The organism is Providencia sp. (assembly GCF_052096715.1).
GTDB lineage: Bacteria > Pseudomonadota > Gammaproteobacteria > Enterobacterales > Enterobacteriaceae > Providencia.
Genome location: NZ_JBQDNB010000003.1, coordinates 232,842 through 249,267, shown reverse-complemented (window position 1 = coordinate 249,267; position 16,426 = coordinate 232,842). Strand labels below are relative to the sequence as shown.

Sequence of the window (16,426 nt, the reverse complement as noted above, 5' to 3'; positions counted from 1 at the left end):
ATAGGGTTTCAAATTTAAATATAAGTGTTTAATAATACAGTACGCATACCTAACTAGCATTTTATCTATACACAATCGATTAGAGCCCAAAGCCAAACAATAATGGAAGATCTATTGCCAATTTTCATACCTATATTTGCATTTACCTTCTGAAGAAAAAACCATAACAAAAATCCCACCATCTTCCACTAAATATTTATAGATATAGAGTGATTTATTTTGCATCTTAAAAAAAACCTTAAGAATAAAAGATAACTATTTGATAGTTAATCAAATAAATGCAGAACAAGCAGTCTAAGACGAATTACACGTCTTCATTAAAACAACCAAAAAATACGCTGCAAATTAGTAAGTTAATGAAGACTCATTAAATCCTATATATTAACCTGCTATTCTCTGATATTTATTCAGACCATCTATGTTAGATAGGCTAGCCTTATATGTCCGGTAATAGGTCAATTGCACCACTAAAAATTATTGCTTCAGGCGCTGTTGTTCCTGAAAACCAAATATATTCATCCATGTTGGATGAAAAATTAAACAAAACCAAAGGATTTGTTGAAAAGCACTCAGGTATTGAATACCGGTTCCACGCCGATAATCATGACTCGCAAGCTAAATTAGCAGCCGATGCTATCCACCAAGCCTTGGAGTCCAAGCAAATCAATGCGGCAAGTGTTGATGTACTTATTAATGCCTCTGCAATCCCCGTGCAAGCCTTACCTTGCTCTGCGGCTCATATCCTTGCAGCATCTCATTTAAATGAAGGTATTGCGTGTTTTGATGTGAACGCAAGTTGCGTCAGTTTTATCACTGCACTGCAAGTGGCAGCGGGTCTCTTAGCAACCAGTCAATATCAACGTATTGCCATTGTGTCTGCTGATCTCGCTTCTCGTGGTATCGATTGGCAAGACAAAGAATCTTCTTTGATTTTTGGCGATGGCGCAGCTTGCGTAATAGTTGAAAGAGGTGATGGAAAAAGTGGCATTGTGTCATACACCCATATGACGCATACCCAAGGCATCGATTTTTGTGAAATTCGTGCTGGTGGGACGCGATGTAATCCACGTTCAGGCATGACTGATGATGATTTTTTATTTCATATGCAAGGTAAAAAATTATTTCGTATGGCATCGTCATTGATTGAGGATTTTATGCAAAGAGTCTTTACGGAATCTGGCTTACAACTCAATCAGATTGGTACTGTCGTGCCTCATCAAGCCAGCCATTTATCTTTAGAACATATGCGTCAACGCGTAGGCGTTAGCACGGAGCAACTCATCGATATTTATCGTCATCGTGGAAATCAGGTCGCAGCGTCAATTCCTTCAGCATTACATGAAGCAATTATCAGTGGCCGTTTTTATGAAAGATCAAGCGTTATGCTAATTGGAACAGCCGCAGGTCTCGCACTATGCGCCATGGTACTTATCCCATAAAAGAACTTATTTTATTAAGAACCTATTTGATAAAGGTAGCTATTTCATGAAGATACTTGTGACCGGTGCAACTAGTGGACTCGGGCGAAATGCTGTTGAATATCTCTTAGCCCAAGGGATGGAGGTTGTTGCCTGCGGGCGCAACCCACAAGCTGGCGAACAGTTAACTCAGCTAGGGGCACAATTTCATGCTATTGAACTGGCGAATCTATCAGTAATCGATGCAAAAACACTCATGACCGATTGTGATGCTGTATGGCATTGTGCTGCATTATCATCCCCTTGGGGAAAACGTGAAGATTTTGAAAATATCAATTATCACGCCACTCAGGTGCTTGCGGATGCCGCAGGCGAAATGCAAATTGCACACTTTATTCATATATCAACCCCTGCGATTTATTTTAACTTTACCCACCAGCAAAATATTGTTGAATCAACGGAAAATCGGCAATTTGCCAATCACTATGCACGCACAAAATATTTAGCCGAAATCGCAATTAAACAGCGTGTATTTCGTTATCCATCAACCCGATATATTATTTTACGCCCACGTGGATTATTTGGCCCTCATGACAGAGTGCTACTGCCACGTTTATTAGCGCAAATCAAAGAACGCAGTGGTAAGTTAATTCTGCCGGCGGGGGGGAAACATCCGTTTGATCTGACTTATGTCGGTAATGTGGTTCACGCAATGCAACTGGCGACAATAAAAGAAAACTTACTGAGTGGCGCCATCTATAACATTACCAATCAGCAGCCATTACCGCTTAAACAAACGTTACAACGGCTATTTGACCAGTTAGAGATAAACTGTCAAATTCGTTCTGCGCCTTATCCGCTGTTGTACACTGTTGCCACCATTATGGAAGGGGTCGCCAATCTAACGGGCAAAGAGCCTTTATTGACTCGATATAGCTTAGGCGCCGCTTATTTCACTATGACCCTTGATAACCAAAAAGCACAACAAGAATTAGGTTACTATCCTTTATATAGCATGGAGCAGGCGATTCACTTAACGGCACAATGGCTCAAACAACAGGAAAGCACATGTTAACCATTCATCAGTATGAAGTCGGTTTTTGTACCCATCCCGGTTGTGTCGCATTGAAAGGCGCTAGTTTCAAAGCCTGTAAATTTCCGGCAAGAGCCTGGTTAATTGAAGATGAAGAGCAGCGCTGGTTATTTGATACCGGCTACGCCAACCATTTTTACGATCACACACGCCACGGTATCATGCGGTTATATCGGGCGGTGACTCCCGTCTACTTTGAAAGTAAAGATGCCCTTGTTAATCAGCTTGCCAATGATGGCATCAATACCACTGATATTAATGGCATTATTCTCTCCCATTTCCATGGCGACCATATTGCAGGACTGCGGGATTTCCCTGATGTTTCAGTTATTTGTTCTGGTGATGGCTGGGCAAAAACGCGAGGCTTAACCGGTTTTTCGGCACTTAAAAATGCGTTTGTTCGCGGGTTAATTCCAGAGGATTTCGAACAGAGAACCGTTTTTTATGAAGGGTTCGATCAAGTTAGCTTACCCGCTGAGCTACAAATTCTAGGTCAAGGCTATGCAATAAACTCACAAAGAACATTATTAGTTGTGCCCTTACCCGGACATGCCGCAGGGCATATTGGTCTTTGTGTTTTAACTGAAGCGGGTTGGATACTGCTTGCCGGTGATGCCGCATGGTCACCCACCAATTACCGTGAACTACGTGGCCCGATGGCGATTGCCAATATCATCATGGATGATACGCAAGCTTATTATCAAACCTTAAATAAGCTGCATGAAATTGATAAGCAAAATATTGCGATTCATTTATGCCATGAGGGAGATTTAATTTGATTTTACCCATGCTATGGCATTATTGGCGCGCCCAACATTTGCGTTTTAACCATAGAGCCGAACTTGAAGCCTATCAACAACGTAAACTGGCTAGTTTTATGCAAAAAACATTAGCCCATAGCCCTTATTTTCAGCCATTTATTGGTAAAGCTCTCAATGAATTCCCACTCATGAATAAGCAAATCATGATGGAAAACTTTGACACCATGAACACCGCAGGATTATCAAGCCTGACTTTACTCGCTTGTGCGCAACAAAGTGAACAATCTCGTGATTTCGAGCCAAAAATTGGTAAATACAGTGTCGGGTTATCATCCGGTACATCCGGTCGCCGTGGCTTATTTGTTGTCAGCCCACAGGAACAGAATATATGGTCGGGCAGTATGCTAGCGAAAATGCTGCCCAATGGATTATTTAATGGTGAACGTGTGGCACTCTTTTTACGCGCCAATAATAATTTATATGAAAGTGTCAATAACCGTTGGATTTCATTGCGTTTCTATGACCTTTTCGCGGATTTCGAATCGCAATTACAAGCGCTCGAAAGCTACCAACCATCAATTATTGTTGCCCCTGCACAAGTACTTTGCGCCATTGCGGATGCTATCACAGCGAAGCAAATAAGCCTTGATGTTCAAAAAGTGATTTCTGTGGCAGAAGTTCTACAGCAACACGATAAACAAAAATTACAACGTTGCTTCCCAACGGTTGGTGAAGTTTATCAAGCAACGGAAGGTTTTCTAGGCTGTACCTGCTCACACGGCACACTGCACCTAAATGAAGCCTTCTTATATATTGAACCTAATTGGCTTGATGATAAGCGATTTACACCTATCATCACCGATTTTACGCGAAAAACGCAGCCTATTGTGCGTTACCAACTTGATGATGTTCTAGTAATAAAAGACACGCCTTGCCCTTGTGGAGACCCTCAATTAGCCATTGAACATATTGAAGGACGCTGTGATGATTTACTGCAATTACAGGGTTTGAACGGCAACATAGTTACCCTTTTTGCCGATCCTTGCGCCCGAGTTATCGTCAATAACCTACCGGTTACTGCGGATTTTAGATTAACTCAACAAGGCAGCCACCTTTGTTTACAAGGGGAGTGTAGTGACGCTGAGCTAGAACATTGCCGAATACAGCTTGAACACTATTTTTCAAGCCAGCACGTAGATATTAAAGCTCTCAGTTGGACAACCATTGCGAAGGAGATTATCCAACCTTTAGCGACTAAAAAGCGTCGGATAACACGCGAGGTAACCGAATGAAGATGAAGGAAATACTTCAGCGACTATTGTGCTGTTTAATAGGTTGGGGAACTGTTGGTGTTGTCTATAGTTATACAGGACAAGCATCTCCTACAGCAGATTTATTAACACCTGGTTTTATTGATAACCTATTCTACTTTTCAGTGAATGCAATTTGGTTTTATCTCTCTTTCTTTATTTTTATTCCACTTGGCTACTTATTATGTCAATCAGAAAATGTACGACCCTTAATGGTCGCCATGCAGTTATGTGCACTAATTTCAGGTTGTGTTTATCTTCTCTTTCCAACCACGATGGTTTATGCCAATTTTGCGGATGTTTCTTTAGCGAGTCGCGTGTTATCGGCACTAATTGGTATCGATAGTCCACAAAATTTATTACCTTCTCTACATGTCTCATTGACTCTTGTTGTACTCGTTGCATTATGGTCAAAACAACAAAAATGTCGGACGGCTTTCTATTTATTATGGGCCATTGCGATCTGTTTATCGGTATTGGTGCTAAAACGTCATTTGTTTATTGATGTAGTGACAGGTGCTGTCACCGCTTTTAGCGCGTTATGGATTGTGCGCATTGCACAATACCGCCTATGGAGAAAATCTTCATGAATGAATTAACATTTCCGATTGTCTTTATGCTGTTTGTGGTGATTGCGGAAGGGGTTGTGATTGCCAAAACTCAAAAAGGCACGGTCAGTTGGCAAGAGCTGGTCTTCAACTTAAACTCTGGGCATATCATGCTTTGGTTATTTCGTGGACTCGAAATTTTTTGCTATGGCTTTGTTGTGACACATTATTCCTTTAATTTAGTGGAAAGCTGGCCTACAGCACTGGTTTGGATCTTTACGATACTTGCGTGGGATTTTGGTTTTTACTGGCTACACCGCTTACACCATAAATATCGCCTATTATGGGCGGTGCATGTGGTTCATCATCAAGGGGAGCATTACAACCTATCCCTTGGGGTACGCAACTCATGGTACTCCTCGCTGACCTCAATCCCTTTCTTTATGTTACTTGCTTTGATGGGTATCCCCCTTGAGATTTTTTTAACGGTTTCCATTTTGCACTATACGATTCAATTCTTTAACCATAGCGCCCTTATCCCACGTCTCGGCTGGTTAGAAGCCGTTATGGTGACACCACAACATCATCGCGTGCACCACGTTAAAGAAGGACATTACTCAAATCGCAATTTTGCAGGTAGCTTTATTTTTTGGGACAAACTATTTGGCACATTTGCTAAATTACCCGAAACAGAGCATCACTTTGGTATTAAAGGTGCTCCGCCATCGGAAAATCCGTTTATCGATAGCAACTTGCCTTTTTGGCGGATTTTCAGACGAAAAGCAGCTCCGTCACACAAGCCTGTGCCGTTATATCGCGTTAATCAATTGGCATTAGTTATCGGTACCTTACTACTATTTACCTTGGTAATCGGTTATGTCTATCTCTATGGGTATGGCTACCAAGGCACCACTACCCAACAAGTGATTTTATTTGTTCTTTTAGCGCTGGGTACCGTAGCACTATCGGCTATCTCTGACGGCAGAAAAATCGGCTTATGGAGTTGGTTTTCTATCGCTACTTTACTATTAGTCTGCTTATTGTTTGTTTGGCAATGGGTCAATGCATTTTGGATCATTGCCGCCGGTGGGCTATGGCTACATAGCCTACTTATGTTATTCGGTATAGGTAGACAACCAATAAAGGTGCTAGATGCCGTCTAAACCCTTAAGACCTTTAGGTTATCAGCATCGTCATGATCAAGCGTTTAGCCGCGCTTTAACTAACGCGGCGACCCAATATCTGAAAGATAATTCAGATCATCGATTCGCTGATCTGCGATTTTATTTAAAAAGCTTAACGCTACTCTTTTGTTGCCTAGGCAGCTACAGCATGGCGCTGTTTATGGGTGAAGCAGAACCATGGATATTCTTTGTTTTTTATCCTCTGTTTATCTGTTTCGCCCTATTGCTTGCAATCAACCTTGTACATGACGCATCCCATAATGCGATTTTTAAAAATGCCAAAGCCAATTATTGGCTTAACTTCTGGGTCACTATTCCACTCGGCTTAGACCCTGAATGTTGGCGAGTTAGACATATTATTTTCCACCATGCCCATACCAATATTCGCGGTTATGATTTAGATATTGAAGAAAATTATATACTGAGGCAGACCCCTTATCAGCGTTGGTATCCTTTCATGCGTGCTCAGCACTTGTATTGGCCGCTAGTGGCTGCGATGACCTTTCCTGCGCTGATTTGGTTTTTTGATTGGATGGATAGATTCCAGTTTACGCGAGTCGCACCTCATTTACGCCATCAAGGTAAACAAGGTTTATTTTCATTTCTATTAGCTAAGTTATTGCACCTGTTAGTCGCAATTATTATTCCTGCTTATGTATTGATGGGAACAAGTATTGGCATCGGCACTTTGCTACTCACCTACCTACTTAGCCAAATGTTTGCTTCTTTAATATTCGTCGTATTGATACTTGGCACCCATTGGGCAAAAGCGACATTTTATACCGCACCAAAAGAAGGCAATATGCCTCATGGATTTTATACTCACACATTTTCAACAACTTACGATTGGAAAACTAAGCCACAATGGCTGACTTATTGGCTAGGAGGCTTAAACTTACATCTCACACATCACCTATTCCCAAATTGGAACCACCGTCATTACCCCGCCCTTGCTAAAATCATTGAGCAAACAGCCAAGCAGTTTTCCATGGATTATCATTGTATCGATGCAAAAGAATTGTTTATCTATCAACAACGTTTTTTAAAAGAGATGGGCTCAGGTAAACAGGTGGATTAGTGTTGAGTTTTACTAACTAAATCATAAAGCTCAACACCATTAGATAAATTCAGGTATTAATTATCTACAATAACATTTTGATTAAATACACTTTTCTCGCTATTACCGACCATTTGTGCGAATTTACTAATCGGGTCAGTGCTATAGGCGTACAATCTTTTTAAGGTAAATGGATTATCGCCTAAGCGAACTTTTCCTTGGATCGTCGTCACAGCAATATGTATTCCAGCATCTCTTGCAGCATCTACAGCAGATTGATTATAAGCACCAAATGGATAAGCCAAATAACGCTGCTCTGGCTCAAATTTCTGCAAAATGTCCATTGAATGCCTAAAGTCCAACATAATAGTGTGTTCTTTTCGGCTAAAAACAACGGGCGTACCACGTATATCTAAACGATGAAGAAAATGGGTATGTGACTGTATATTAAATACATCTTGGCTTTCTTTGATTTCTTTTTTCGTCATAAACTGCAATGTATCGGCTGACCAATTCTGCGGTTTTGTTTTAATACGAGAGGAAATTACAAACAGTGTCGCTTGTTGTTTATTATGTCGCAAAATAGGTAATGCATACCGATGAACCGATTTGAGGCCATCATCGAAAGTCAATACTACCGCTTTACCTGGCAAATTGGCTGATTTATTTAAATAATCTTCTAAATCTGCTAACGATAATGTTTGAAAACCTTCTGTTTTCAAATAATTCATTTGATCACGAAATGCTTCGACTGAAGTGGTCGTTGATGTCTCTCTAAAATGCTTATTTTCACTATTTTTAAGAATATGATGGTAAGTTAAGACTGGGATCCCTTTATCAAGAGAAACATCATCTAAACGAATATAGCCAAGCCTATCCCCTAAACGGATAGTTAACCACCCTGTTTTTTCACCCTTTTTATCTGTTTTGATCATACGAACTAAAACGGGATAACGTAGATTTTCTCGTAACGTGGCGATCTGTTTGCCATTTTTTTTCGTTGAATTATATACCGCGGTTTTTTGGGTAGTGATCAGATTGTCATAAATCGGATTTTGTAAATCATTCAGCCTATCAGCTTCTGGCACATAGCGAGGCTTCTTCGTTGATAATTGTGCTGTTTTAACAAAAGCATAATCATTACCAAACTGCATTGCGCAATAATCACCCGCAGGGTTAAAAGCATAAAAACCATGGTCAGGGTTTAAATCAGCAACGGGACGCATTTCACCTGCAACAGAGGCAAAAATAGTTTCTGTCGTGTTAGTTTGAACCAATTTAGGTGGGATATCCGCCAACTTCCAATTTTCAGTACTGTTTTCAAGTTCAGTAGCAAAAGCTGATGGAAAATAACTCGTAAATAAGACAAAAAACAGCATGAATAATCGGTTATACATTTTTTATCCGCGATAATTGCGATATTGTCGTACATATTCTACCTCTTCAATCGATTGAACCCCATACCCCAGATAAAATTTTAATCATAAAAGTATTCCCATTTACATTAGCTATAGCGTGTTGACAATAGATACACACTAAATTATTGTATATCCAATGTACACACAAAATTAGGAATTATGAATATGCGTAATGCGGCAATAAATCTTCGGGCGCATCCAGAACAACGTGACTTAATCGATGAAGCTGCCAGTATCCTTGGTAAGAATAGATCTGATTTTATGCTTGAAGTCGCTTGCGAGCGAGCCCAAGCAGTATTACTCGATCAAATTTTTTTCCAGTTAGATAATGATAAATTTCAGCAATTTAGCGCATTACTTGATGCCCCTGTAAATAGTAATTCAGGTCTTGAACGTTTAATGTCAATAGAAACACCATGGAAGGAAGATAAATGATTCCGCAACTATCAGCCCCTCAACCATTATCTTCATCTCATCGACTTGACGACTTCTTTTGCGGGGAATCCTCATTAGAGGATTGGCTGAAACGTCGAGCGCTATCTAACCATTTAAACGGAGCTAGTCGGACCTTCGTGACTATCGATCCATCTCAATATGTTTTGGGATATTACGCCTTAGCAACTGGAGCAATATCACACAATGAAGCGACTGGCAGTATTCGTCGAAATATGCCAGAGCCAATTCCTGTTATTGTACTCGGCAGATTAGCTATCGACCGACGAGTTCAAGGCAGAAAGGTAGGCGCTTCTTTATTACAAGATGCTGTAGTTCGAGTTAGAGCGGTAGCTGAAAATGCGGGGGTCCGTGCATTACTTGTTCATGCTCTTAATGATAAAGCAAAACAATTTTACGAATATTATGGTTTTACAACATCCCCTATTAGCCCTATGACATTGATGCTTAAATTATAATTTTTTTGATATTAAAAATAACTAAACACTAATTACTACTAATTTAATTTAAGTTTTAAATATTGGATAGGCTTTTATGTTTGGTATTATTTCCGAAGTAATCTATATGATAGTCTATCATTTAAACGATAAAGATAAGAAAACCAATAAATAAAATTATCACAAATTCATATATGTCATAAGGTTATGCATAATTGATAACCATCACACTCTTCACCTGAGTAATAATTAAGTAATTAAATTATCCGCATACTAAATCACACAAAGTTATTATACCAATTATGTCAAAATCACCTACTTGGTATAACCACTACTTCAATTTTTCATGAGCTATCATACAAAATAAAGAGATCTAGCTCATAGTTATCAGTAAAAAGTGACTTCCAAACCGAATCTGTAAATCATTTGACAGTTAATTACGATCCCCGCTGCTAGATTGGCTCTCAACCAGTTTTAACACCAGGGAATTACCATGAAAATAAAAGAAATCAGTACCTTTATCATGCATGTGCCAGTCACTAATGATCTTATCGGCGATTCAACTCACAGCATCACACATTGGGGAATGCCGGGTGTGATGATCAAAACTGAGTGTGGTTTAGTCGGTTACGGCCACACGGGAACACATGCTGACATCACCACCGACCGTTTAATTACGACGATCATGGAAGATGTCTTTGGCCCAATGCTAATAGGCGAAGATCCTACTGAAGTTCGCTATCTGCATAGAAAATTATCTCGTAGCTCAACCAATATTTGGGTTGGTCGTGGCGGTTTAATGCAAATGGCATTATCTGCTATCGATATTGCACTGTGGGATCTGAAAGCAAAAGCCGCAGATCAGCCATTATGGCAATTGTTTGGCGGTTCTAAGCACAACAAAGTAAACGCCTATAACACCGACTGTGGCTGGTTAGTTCGTAGCCAAGACGATCTTGTCGATGATTGTAAAAAAATGATCTTTGAAGAAGGTTTCAAAGCCATCAAAATGAAAATTGGCAAACCTGATCCGCGCGAAGATTTACAGCGTATCGAAGCCGTTCGCAATGCTATCGGTGACGACATTGACTTAATGGTTGATGCAAACGGTAAATGGGATATCAGTATTGCTAAACAATATGGTCATCGTTTAAATGATTTCAATATTAAGTGGTTTGAAGAACCACTATGGCATGATGATGTGTCTAGCCATAAACAACTCGCCGCCTATATGGATACGCCAATAGCACTTGGTGAATTACTGTATCACAATGATTCATTTAAAGAATTTGTGCTCGCAGGCGCGGTAGATTATTTACAACCCGATGCAACTCGTTGTGGTGGTTTAACCGCAGTGTGGGAAATTGCTGATTTAGGTTTAGCTTTTAATTTACCTGTCACACCACACCATGGCGATATGATGCAAGCGCAATTGCATTTAGTTATGGCGCATCCAGCTTGCTCATTATTGGAATTTATTCCTTGGACACTAGATTGTTTCGTCGACCCTGTCGCCGTTGTTGATGGTGTTTATACCACCCCGACAGCACCGGGAGCAGGTACAACATTAAAACCAGAAGCATTAGCTAAATTTAACGTTAAATAATGATAATTCCCTTTTCCTTTATTAAATAATTATTCTCCGAGGAAAAGGGAAAATAAATAAAAATAGAATTATTCATTTTAATTGACGTCTTCAATAAATTTTACTCTATACTCCGCCTATATTTGGGGGAGAGTTGGATTCGTCATAATTAATTAATGGATAGATAGCATCATTACCTTATAACAATACTGGGGTGAACCATGTCCACCAATACTGTCACCAATACTGAACATTTATCATCGGCTACCAGCAAAGCTATTCGAAAAATAATACCGATGGTGGTATTAATGTTCATACTCGCTTATTTAGACCGTTCAAATATCGGATTTGCTAAACAAGCGTTTCAATCATCAACAGGTTTAAGCGATGCCGCTTATGCATTCGGTGCAGGTATCTTCTTTATCGGCTACGCACTCTTTGAAGTTCCAAGTAATATTTTATTATATCGAATAGGTGCTCGAGTTTGGTTGTCACGTATTATGGTGACTTGGGGTCTCATTTCAGCTGCCATGATGTTTGCTCACGATGAAACGACTTTTATTGTGTTGCGTTTCTTACTCGGGGTAAGTGAAGCTGGTTTCTTCCCAGGCGTTATTTTATATCTCACCTTTTGGTTTCCACAAAATATCCGTGCCCGTGTCACTGGTTACTTCTTATTTGGCGCACCTCTAGCCTTTATTATTGGTGGGCCACTATCCGGTTCATTACTGGCATTGGATGGTACATCCTACGCGTTCGGATTACATGGCTGGCAATTGATGTTCGTTGTTGAAGGTTTATTAGCATCCATTGTCGGTGTTTGGGTATTTTTCTACCTTGATGATCGCCCAGAAAAAGCAAAATGGCTTTCTGACGATGAAAAAAAGGCACTTTCAACGAAACTAGCTCAAGAAGAAGATGCAAAAAAAGGTCACAGTCCAAAGGGTGCATTGAGCGCACTGCTAGATATTCGCGTACTTTATCTGTGCTTAATTTGGTTTACTGTCCAAGTTTGTGGCTATGGAATTTATTTTTTCCTACCAACACAAATCGCCACCTTATTAGGTACTAAAGTCGGATTATTAGTGGGTTTTGTTACCGCAATTCCACCTCTGTGTGCCGCCATCGCTGTTTACTATGTTCCTCGTCTTTCAGAGCGCTTAAAAGAACGACGTAAAGTGGCTTCAGTTACCTTTATGTTAGGTGCCGCAGGCATCGCAGTATCAGGGTTATTTGATAGCATCCCAATTATTGCTATCATTGCTCTTTGTGTTGCAGCAGCGGGTCACTTAGCGATGCAACCACTGTATTGGACCTTCCCATCCGCATATTTAGGGGGAACTGCCGCCGCTTCAGGTATCGCGCTTATAAACTCAGTCGGTAATCTAGGTGGATTTGTTGCACCTAATCTGAGAGTTTGGGCTGATACAACATTTGAATCTGCGCGTGCAGGGTTATATTTCATCGCCTTAGTGGCCTTTATTGGCGGACTTTTAATTCTGACATTAAAAAGATTCGGGATTGAAAAGAAATTTGAATATTAAGTTTTATTAAATTAATTAATCTCCCAAGCAATTTTATATTGCTTGGGAGATTTCTATTTATCACTTTTTTATCGATTCAAAAATCATCACGCTTAAAATTATGTTGATAATATAAATGTTATTTTTATTTTCTGTAAATCAATATCAAATAGATAAGTTCAACATTGAACATAACCCCACCTAATGTCATGATAAGAACAACCTATTCATGCAGGGAGCATTCAAGTGAACATATCCGTACAAAATAGTAATATTGCTCTAACTCATGAGAATATTCTTGATGTATTACAAACAAATAGCTGGTTTAGTAATTTACCCAGTTATTTAATTGATATCCTGATGCAATGTGCAACGCTGCGTTTTTATAATGACAGTGAAATGGTTCACTACCAAGGCGATCCCGCTCGTGGATTATATGCCGTTATCCAAGGCTCGGTTAAAGTCAGTTCAATTTCGACTGATGGACGTGAATGTGTCTTTCGCTACTTATCGCCAGGCAATTGGTTTGGTGAAATAGCAATGTTAGATAAATCAGCACGCACCCATGATGCTAAAGCGATTAGCCCGACTATCTTGCTAACGATTACCCCTAAAGATTTGACACTTATCTTAGAAAAATATCCTGTCTTTTATCAATCATTAAATATCCTACTCTGCAAAGTTATTCGTAATGCATTTACCATTATTAACGACTCTGCGCTACTTTCTGTTTCTGCTCGTTTAGCAAAACGCTTACTCAGCCTTGCGGAGGGTTATGGCGAACCCCATGAAAAAGGTACTCAACTAAGTTTGTATCTCACGCAAGATGATTTAGCTACAATCATCAATACCACGCGACAGACCATTAACAAACGTCTTGTAGCATGGGAAAAGTTAGGTTGGATAGATGCAAAATACGGAAAAATTGTGCTCGTCAACCTTCCCGCCTTAAAGCAAATTTCAGAAGATGATGAAGACTAATCTATTTTTATAATTAATATGCGCCTTTTTCCACGTTAATCATGACTATCAACAATCGGACTATCAGCAAAAATATAGCGATCCATATTAAATTCAAAATCATCACTGGTTGCATTAAATAGCATCTTTTTAGTGTTTTCTAAATGCAACCACATTGCTTGTCGAGCGCCTTTAGGGTCTCGATGCGCCAATGCTTGAAGAATTTTATCGTGTTCATCACACCAACTCTCAATAGAACGATTATCAATGTGCTCATGCAGTTTTATCCAATAAGGATTACGTAAACGCTGGCTCCACATCTGTTCAACAATCACTACCATCGCACTATTGTGTGTCGATGCCGCCACCTGCATATGAAACTTTAGATCCCACTGAGAATCACGAAATCGGTCCTCTTTTCGGGCATTTTTTTGAATCTCAACCAATTTCAAAATATCTTCTTTTGTGGCTTGAGTCGCGGCAAATTCAGCAATGTGACTTTCAATCAATTGTCTTGCTTGCAGTAACTCAAAAGGACCGCAATGGCTAAACTCAAGTCCATTCTCTGCTTTGACTGAGTTATTGGACAGGTTACTGATGACATGTATACCAGAACCTTTTCTAACATCCACATAGCCTTCGACTTCTAGCATGATGATCGCTTCACGGATCACTGTGCGGCTGACATTCATTTCGTCAGATAACAAACGCTCCGCAGGTAGTTTGGTGCCTACAGGATATTCATTGTTTTCAATCCGTTCCTTAACTAACGCTGCAATTTGCTGATACAGACGCTGTTCATTCTCTGGTGAGCTCATTCATTTCCCCTTTCACGTTGCTATCGATGATAGCCAGCACACAATAGCTCAATTATAACGAATTTTATCATCATGGGTTAAATAACCACAGACCCATAAATAAATTCACTCAAAATTGGTATAATAACTTTTAAAGATATAAACCATGGCATATAATGTGTGAAAACTAACCACTAAAATTGAAATCACTTAACCCTGAATAGCACTTTTTTCCTCAAATCTGATTTAAAGCTAGGGATTAAAAACATAATGAAAGATATTATTAAAATACACCCAAATGACAATGTCGCAGTAACACTCATTGATAGGCTAGCAGGTGATAGTATTTCTATTGATGATCAAACCATTACGCTAAAAAATGCAGTTGATCGCGGACATAAAATCGCACTAACCGCCATTGAAACAGGCGAAAATATTCTCAAATATGGCGCACCAATTGGCCATGCAACAACCGCAATTACCGTCGGTGAACATGTGCATACCCATAACGTGGCTACCAATTTAAGCGCATTAAGTGAGTATGAGTATCACCCTGCACATAATACTCTTTCGGCAACGCGAATTGATCCAGACGTGCAACTTTATCGTCGTCAAAATGGCGATGTGGCGATTCGCAATGAAATCTGGGTGATCCCAACCGTCGGTTGCGTCAATGCGCTCGCCAGAAAAATGATCGACCAATTCAACAAACAGCATTGTGATGAATTAGGTATTGATGGTGTTTATTTATATAACCACACCTTAGGCTGTTCTCAATTAGGGGACGACCACTTAACCACACGCACCATTTTACAAGATTTAGTGAAACACCCGAATGCAGGTGGCGTATTAGTTATTGGCTTAGGTTGTGAAAACAATCAAGTCGCCGCCTTTAAAGAAACCCTCGGTGAACATGACAACGAACGCGTAAAATTCATGGTATGTCAGCAACTTGATGATGAAATCCAAGTAGGTATAGAACACTTAAACACGCTTTATCAAGTTGTCAAACAGGACAAACGCGTTACAGGCAAGCTCAGTGAGGTCAAATTTGGCCTTGAATGTGGGGGTTCTGACGGATTATCGGGTATTACCGCTAATCCACTGCTGGGTTGTTTCTCTGATTTTCTGGTTAGCCATAACGGTACCACCGTATTAACCGAAGTCCCTGAGATGTTTGGTGCAGAACAAATTTTAATGAATCACTGCCATGATGAAAATACATTCAAAAAAACTGTCAATATGGTAAATGATTTCAAACAGTATTTTATTGAACATGACCAGCCTATTTATGAAAATCCATCACCGGGCAATAAAGCGGGTGGCATTTCAACTTTAGAAGAAAAATCATTAGGTTGTACCCAAAAAGCAGGTACCAGTCAGGTGATGGATGTCTTAAAATATGGCGAGCGGTTAGCCGTTAACGGGTTCAATCTACTCAGCGCTCCCGGAAATGATGCGATAGCAACCAGTGCATTGGGCGCAGCTGGTTGTCATATGGTGTTATTCACCACAGGCCGAGGAACCCCTTATGGTGGATTTGTCCCAACGCTTAAAATAGCGACCAACAATGAACTAGCGGCGAAAAAACCACATTGGATTGATTTCAATGCAGGCGCACTATTAACAGGTAAAAACATGGACCAGTTATTAAATGACTTTATTCAGCATGTCGTGAAAATTGTTAATGGTGAACAAGCCAAAAATGAAATTAATGATTTTCGTGAATTAGCTATTTTTAAAATGGGCGTGACACTTTAATACGCGACTTGCTGATAGCACTAAATATATGAGTGCTATCAGCGCAAACAGATAAAAGTCATCGTATCGCTATTTTTGATATATGGTAGGATTACCGTTGGTATGACTATTTTCAACTTAT

At 39.9% G+C, this 16,426-nt stretch carries 15 protein-coding genes; 13 read left to right on the top strand and 2 right to left on the bottom strand.

All coding sequences use genetic code 11. The features are described 5' to 3' along the window. Positions 1 to 440 precede the first annotated feature (440 nt). The 7 genes from ACTH6U_RS04230 to ACTH6U_RS04200 are packed head-to-tail and all read left to right on the top strand — an operon-like array spanning position 441 to position 7,392. Entirely contained in the window at positions 441 to 1,439 is a 999-nt protein-coding gene (locus ACTH6U_RS04230; protein ID WP_294109667.1) for a 3-oxoacyl-[acyl-carrier-protein] synthase III C-terminal domain-containing protein, read from the top strand. Between the two features lie 46 nt (positions 1,440 to 1,485). Next, the gene (locus ACTH6U_RS04225) at positions 1,486 to 2,493 is read left to right on the top strand and encodes an NAD-dependent epimerase/dehydratase family protein (protein WP_441831641.1); all 1,008 of its coding nucleotides are present in this window, start codon (positions 1,486 to 1,488) and stop codon (positions 2,491 to 2,493) included. After that, the gene (locus ACTH6U_RS04220) at positions 2,487 to 3,290 is read left to right on the top strand and encodes an MBL fold metallo-hydrolase (RefSeq protein WP_441828873.1); all 804 of its coding nucleotides are present in this window, start codon (positions 2,487 to 2,489) and stop codon (positions 3,288 to 3,290) included. The genes ACTH6U_RS04225 and ACTH6U_RS04220 overlap by 7 nt, the downstream gene beginning before the upstream one ends. Continuing rightward, entirely contained in the window at positions 3,290 to 4,564 is a 1,275-nt protein-coding gene (locus ACTH6U_RS04215) for a F390 synthetase-related protein (RefSeq protein ID WP_441831654.1), read from the top strand. Before ACTH6U_RS04220 ends, ACTH6U_RS04215 begins: the two co-directional genes overlap by 1 nt. Next, the gene (locus ACTH6U_RS04210; protein WP_441831640.1) at positions 4,561 to 5,172 is read left to right on the top strand and encodes a phosphatase PAP2 family protein; all 612 of its coding nucleotides are present in this window, start codon (positions 4,561 to 4,563) and stop codon (positions 5,170 to 5,172) included. Before ACTH6U_RS04215 ends, ACTH6U_RS04210 begins: the two co-directional genes overlap by 4 nt. Further along, positions 5,169 to 6,293 carry a sterol desaturase family protein gene (locus ACTH6U_RS04205; RefSeq protein WP_441831639.1) on the top strand — a complete coding sequence of 375 codons (1,125 nt, stop codon included), beginning with the start codon at positions 5,169 to 5,171 and terminating at the stop codon, positions 6,291 to 6,293. The genes ACTH6U_RS04210 and ACTH6U_RS04205 overlap by 4 nt, the downstream gene beginning before the upstream one ends. Further along, on the top strand, positions 6,283 to 7,392 hold the full coding sequence (locus tag ACTH6U_RS04200) for an acyl-CoA desaturase (RefSeq protein WP_434719800.1): 1,110 nt from the start codon (positions 6,283 to 6,285) through the stop codon (positions 7,390 to 7,392). The genes ACTH6U_RS04205 and ACTH6U_RS04200 overlap by 11 nt, the downstream gene beginning before the upstream one ends. A gap of 56 nt (positions 7,393 to 7,448) precedes the next feature. Here the strand turns inward: ACTH6U_RS04200 and ACTH6U_RS04195 are convergent, their stop codons facing one another. Continuing rightward, positions 7,449 to 8,768 (bottom strand): polysaccharide deacetylase family protein, encoded by a 1,320-nt coding sequence (locus tag ACTH6U_RS04195; RefSeq protein ID WP_294109677.1) that lies wholly within the window; start codon positions 8,766 to 8,768, stop codon positions 7,449 to 7,451. 186 nt (positions 8,769 to 8,954) lie between these two features. Here ACTH6U_RS04195 and ACTH6U_RS04190 point away from each other — a divergent pair, with 186 nt between their 5' ends. The 5 genes from ACTH6U_RS04190 (at position 8,955) to ACTH6U_RS04170 (ending at position 13,768) form a co-directional block, all read left to right on the top strand. Then, positions 8,955 to 9,224 (top strand): type II toxin-antitoxin system TacA family antitoxin, encoded by a 270-nt coding sequence (locus tag ACTH6U_RS04190; protein ID WP_336430982.1) that lies wholly within the window; start codon positions 8,955 to 8,957, stop codon positions 9,222 to 9,224. Then, positions 9,221 to 9,700, top strand: a complete 480-nt coding sequence (locus ACTH6U_RS04185) for a GNAT family N-acetyltransferase (protein WP_441831638.1) — start codon at positions 9,221 to 9,223, stop codon at positions 9,698 to 9,700. The genes ACTH6U_RS04190 and ACTH6U_RS04185 overlap by 4 nt, the downstream gene beginning before the upstream one ends. A gap of 472 nt (positions 9,701 to 10,172) precedes the next feature. After that, entirely contained in the window at positions 10,173 to 11,285 is a 1,113-nt protein-coding gene (locus ACTH6U_RS04180; RefSeq protein ID WP_294109680.1) for a mandelate racemase/muconate lactonizing enzyme family protein, read from the top strand. Between the two features lie 200 nt (positions 11,286 to 11,485). After that, positions 11,486 to 12,808 carry an MFS transporter gene (locus ACTH6U_RS04175; RefSeq protein WP_294109681.1) on the top strand — a complete coding sequence of 441 codons (1,323 nt, stop codon included), beginning with the start codon at positions 11,486 to 11,488 and terminating at the stop codon, positions 12,806 to 12,808. 225 nt (positions 12,809 to 13,033) lie between these two features. Further along, on the top strand, positions 13,034 to 13,768 hold the full coding sequence (locus ACTH6U_RS04170) for a Crp/Fnr family transcriptional regulator (protein ID WP_294109683.1): 735 nt from the start codon (positions 13,034 to 13,036) through the stop codon (positions 13,766 to 13,768). A gap of 35 nt (positions 13,769 to 13,803) precedes the next feature. On the opposite strand, the gene exuR is transcribed toward ACTH6U_RS04170, so the two are convergent. Then, positions 13,804 to 14,565: a transcriptional regulator ExuR gene (exuR, locus tag ACTH6U_RS04165; RefSeq protein ID WP_294109684.1), complete on the bottom strand. Its 762-nt coding sequence runs from the start codon at positions 14,563 to 14,565 to the stop codon at positions 13,804 to 13,806. A 249-nt stretch (positions 14,566 to 14,814) separates the two neighbouring features. Here exuR and ACTH6U_RS04160 point away from each other — a divergent pair, with 249 nt between their 5' ends. Continuing rightward, entirely contained in the window at positions 14,815 to 16,305 is a 1,491-nt protein-coding gene (locus ACTH6U_RS04160; protein ID WP_294109686.1) for a UxaA family hydrolase, read from the top strand. The last annotated feature ends 121 nt before the right edge of the window (positions 16,306 to 16,426 follow it).

Excerpts from the sequence above, each read along its gene's own strand:
- ACTH6U_RS04200 (WP_434719800.1), top strand. The coding sequence starts at position 6,283 with ATGCCGTCTAAACCCTTAAGACCTTTAGGTTATCAGCATCGTCATGAT.
- ACTH6U_RS04185 (WP_441831638.1), top strand. The coding sequence starts at position 9,221 with ATGATTCCGCAACTATCAGCCCCTCAACCATTATCTTCATCTCATCGA.
- ACTH6U_RS04190 (WP_336430982.1), top strand. The coding sequence starts at position 8,955 with ATGCGTAATGCGGCAATAAATCTTCGGGCGCATCCAGAACAACGTGAC.
- ACTH6U_RS04225 (WP_441831641.1), top strand. The coding sequence starts at position 1,486 with ATGAAGATACTTGTGACCGGTGCAACTAGTGGACTCGGGCGAAATGCT.
- ACTH6U_RS04160 (WP_294109686.1), top strand. The coding sequence starts at position 14,815 with ATGAAAGATATTATTAAAATACACCCAAATGACAATGTCGCAGTAACA.
- ACTH6U_RS04230 (WP_294109667.1), top strand. The coding sequence starts at position 441 with ATGTCCGGTAATAGGTCAATTGCACCACTAAAAATTATTGCTTCAGGC.
- ACTH6U_RS04180 (WP_294109680.1), top strand. The coding sequence starts at position 10,173 with ATGAAAATAAAAGAAATCAGTACCTTTATCATGCATGTGCCAGTCACT.
- ACTH6U_RS04195 (WP_294109677.1), bottom strand. The coding sequence starts at position 8,768 with ATGTATAACCGATTATTCATGCTGTTTTTTGTCTTATTTACGAGTTAT.
- ACTH6U_RS04210 (WP_441831640.1), top strand. The coding sequence starts at position 4,561 with ATGAAGATGAAGGAAATACTTCAGCGACTATTGTGCTGTTTAATAGGT.
- ACTH6U_RS04220 (WP_441828873.1), top strand. The coding sequence starts at position 2,487 with ATGTTAACCATTCATCAGTATGAAGTCGGTTTTTGTACCCATCCCGGT.
- exuR (WP_294109684.1), bottom strand. The coding sequence starts at position 14,565 with ATGAGCTCACCAGAGAATGAACAGCGTCTGTATCAGCAAATTGCAGCG.
- ACTH6U_RS04205 (WP_441831639.1), top strand. The coding sequence starts at position 5,169 with ATGAATGAATTAACATTTCCGATTGTCTTTATGCTGTTTGTGGTGATT.
- ACTH6U_RS04175 (WP_294109681.1), top strand. The coding sequence starts at position 11,486 with ATGTCCACCAATACTGTCACCAATACTGAACATTTATCATCGGCTACC.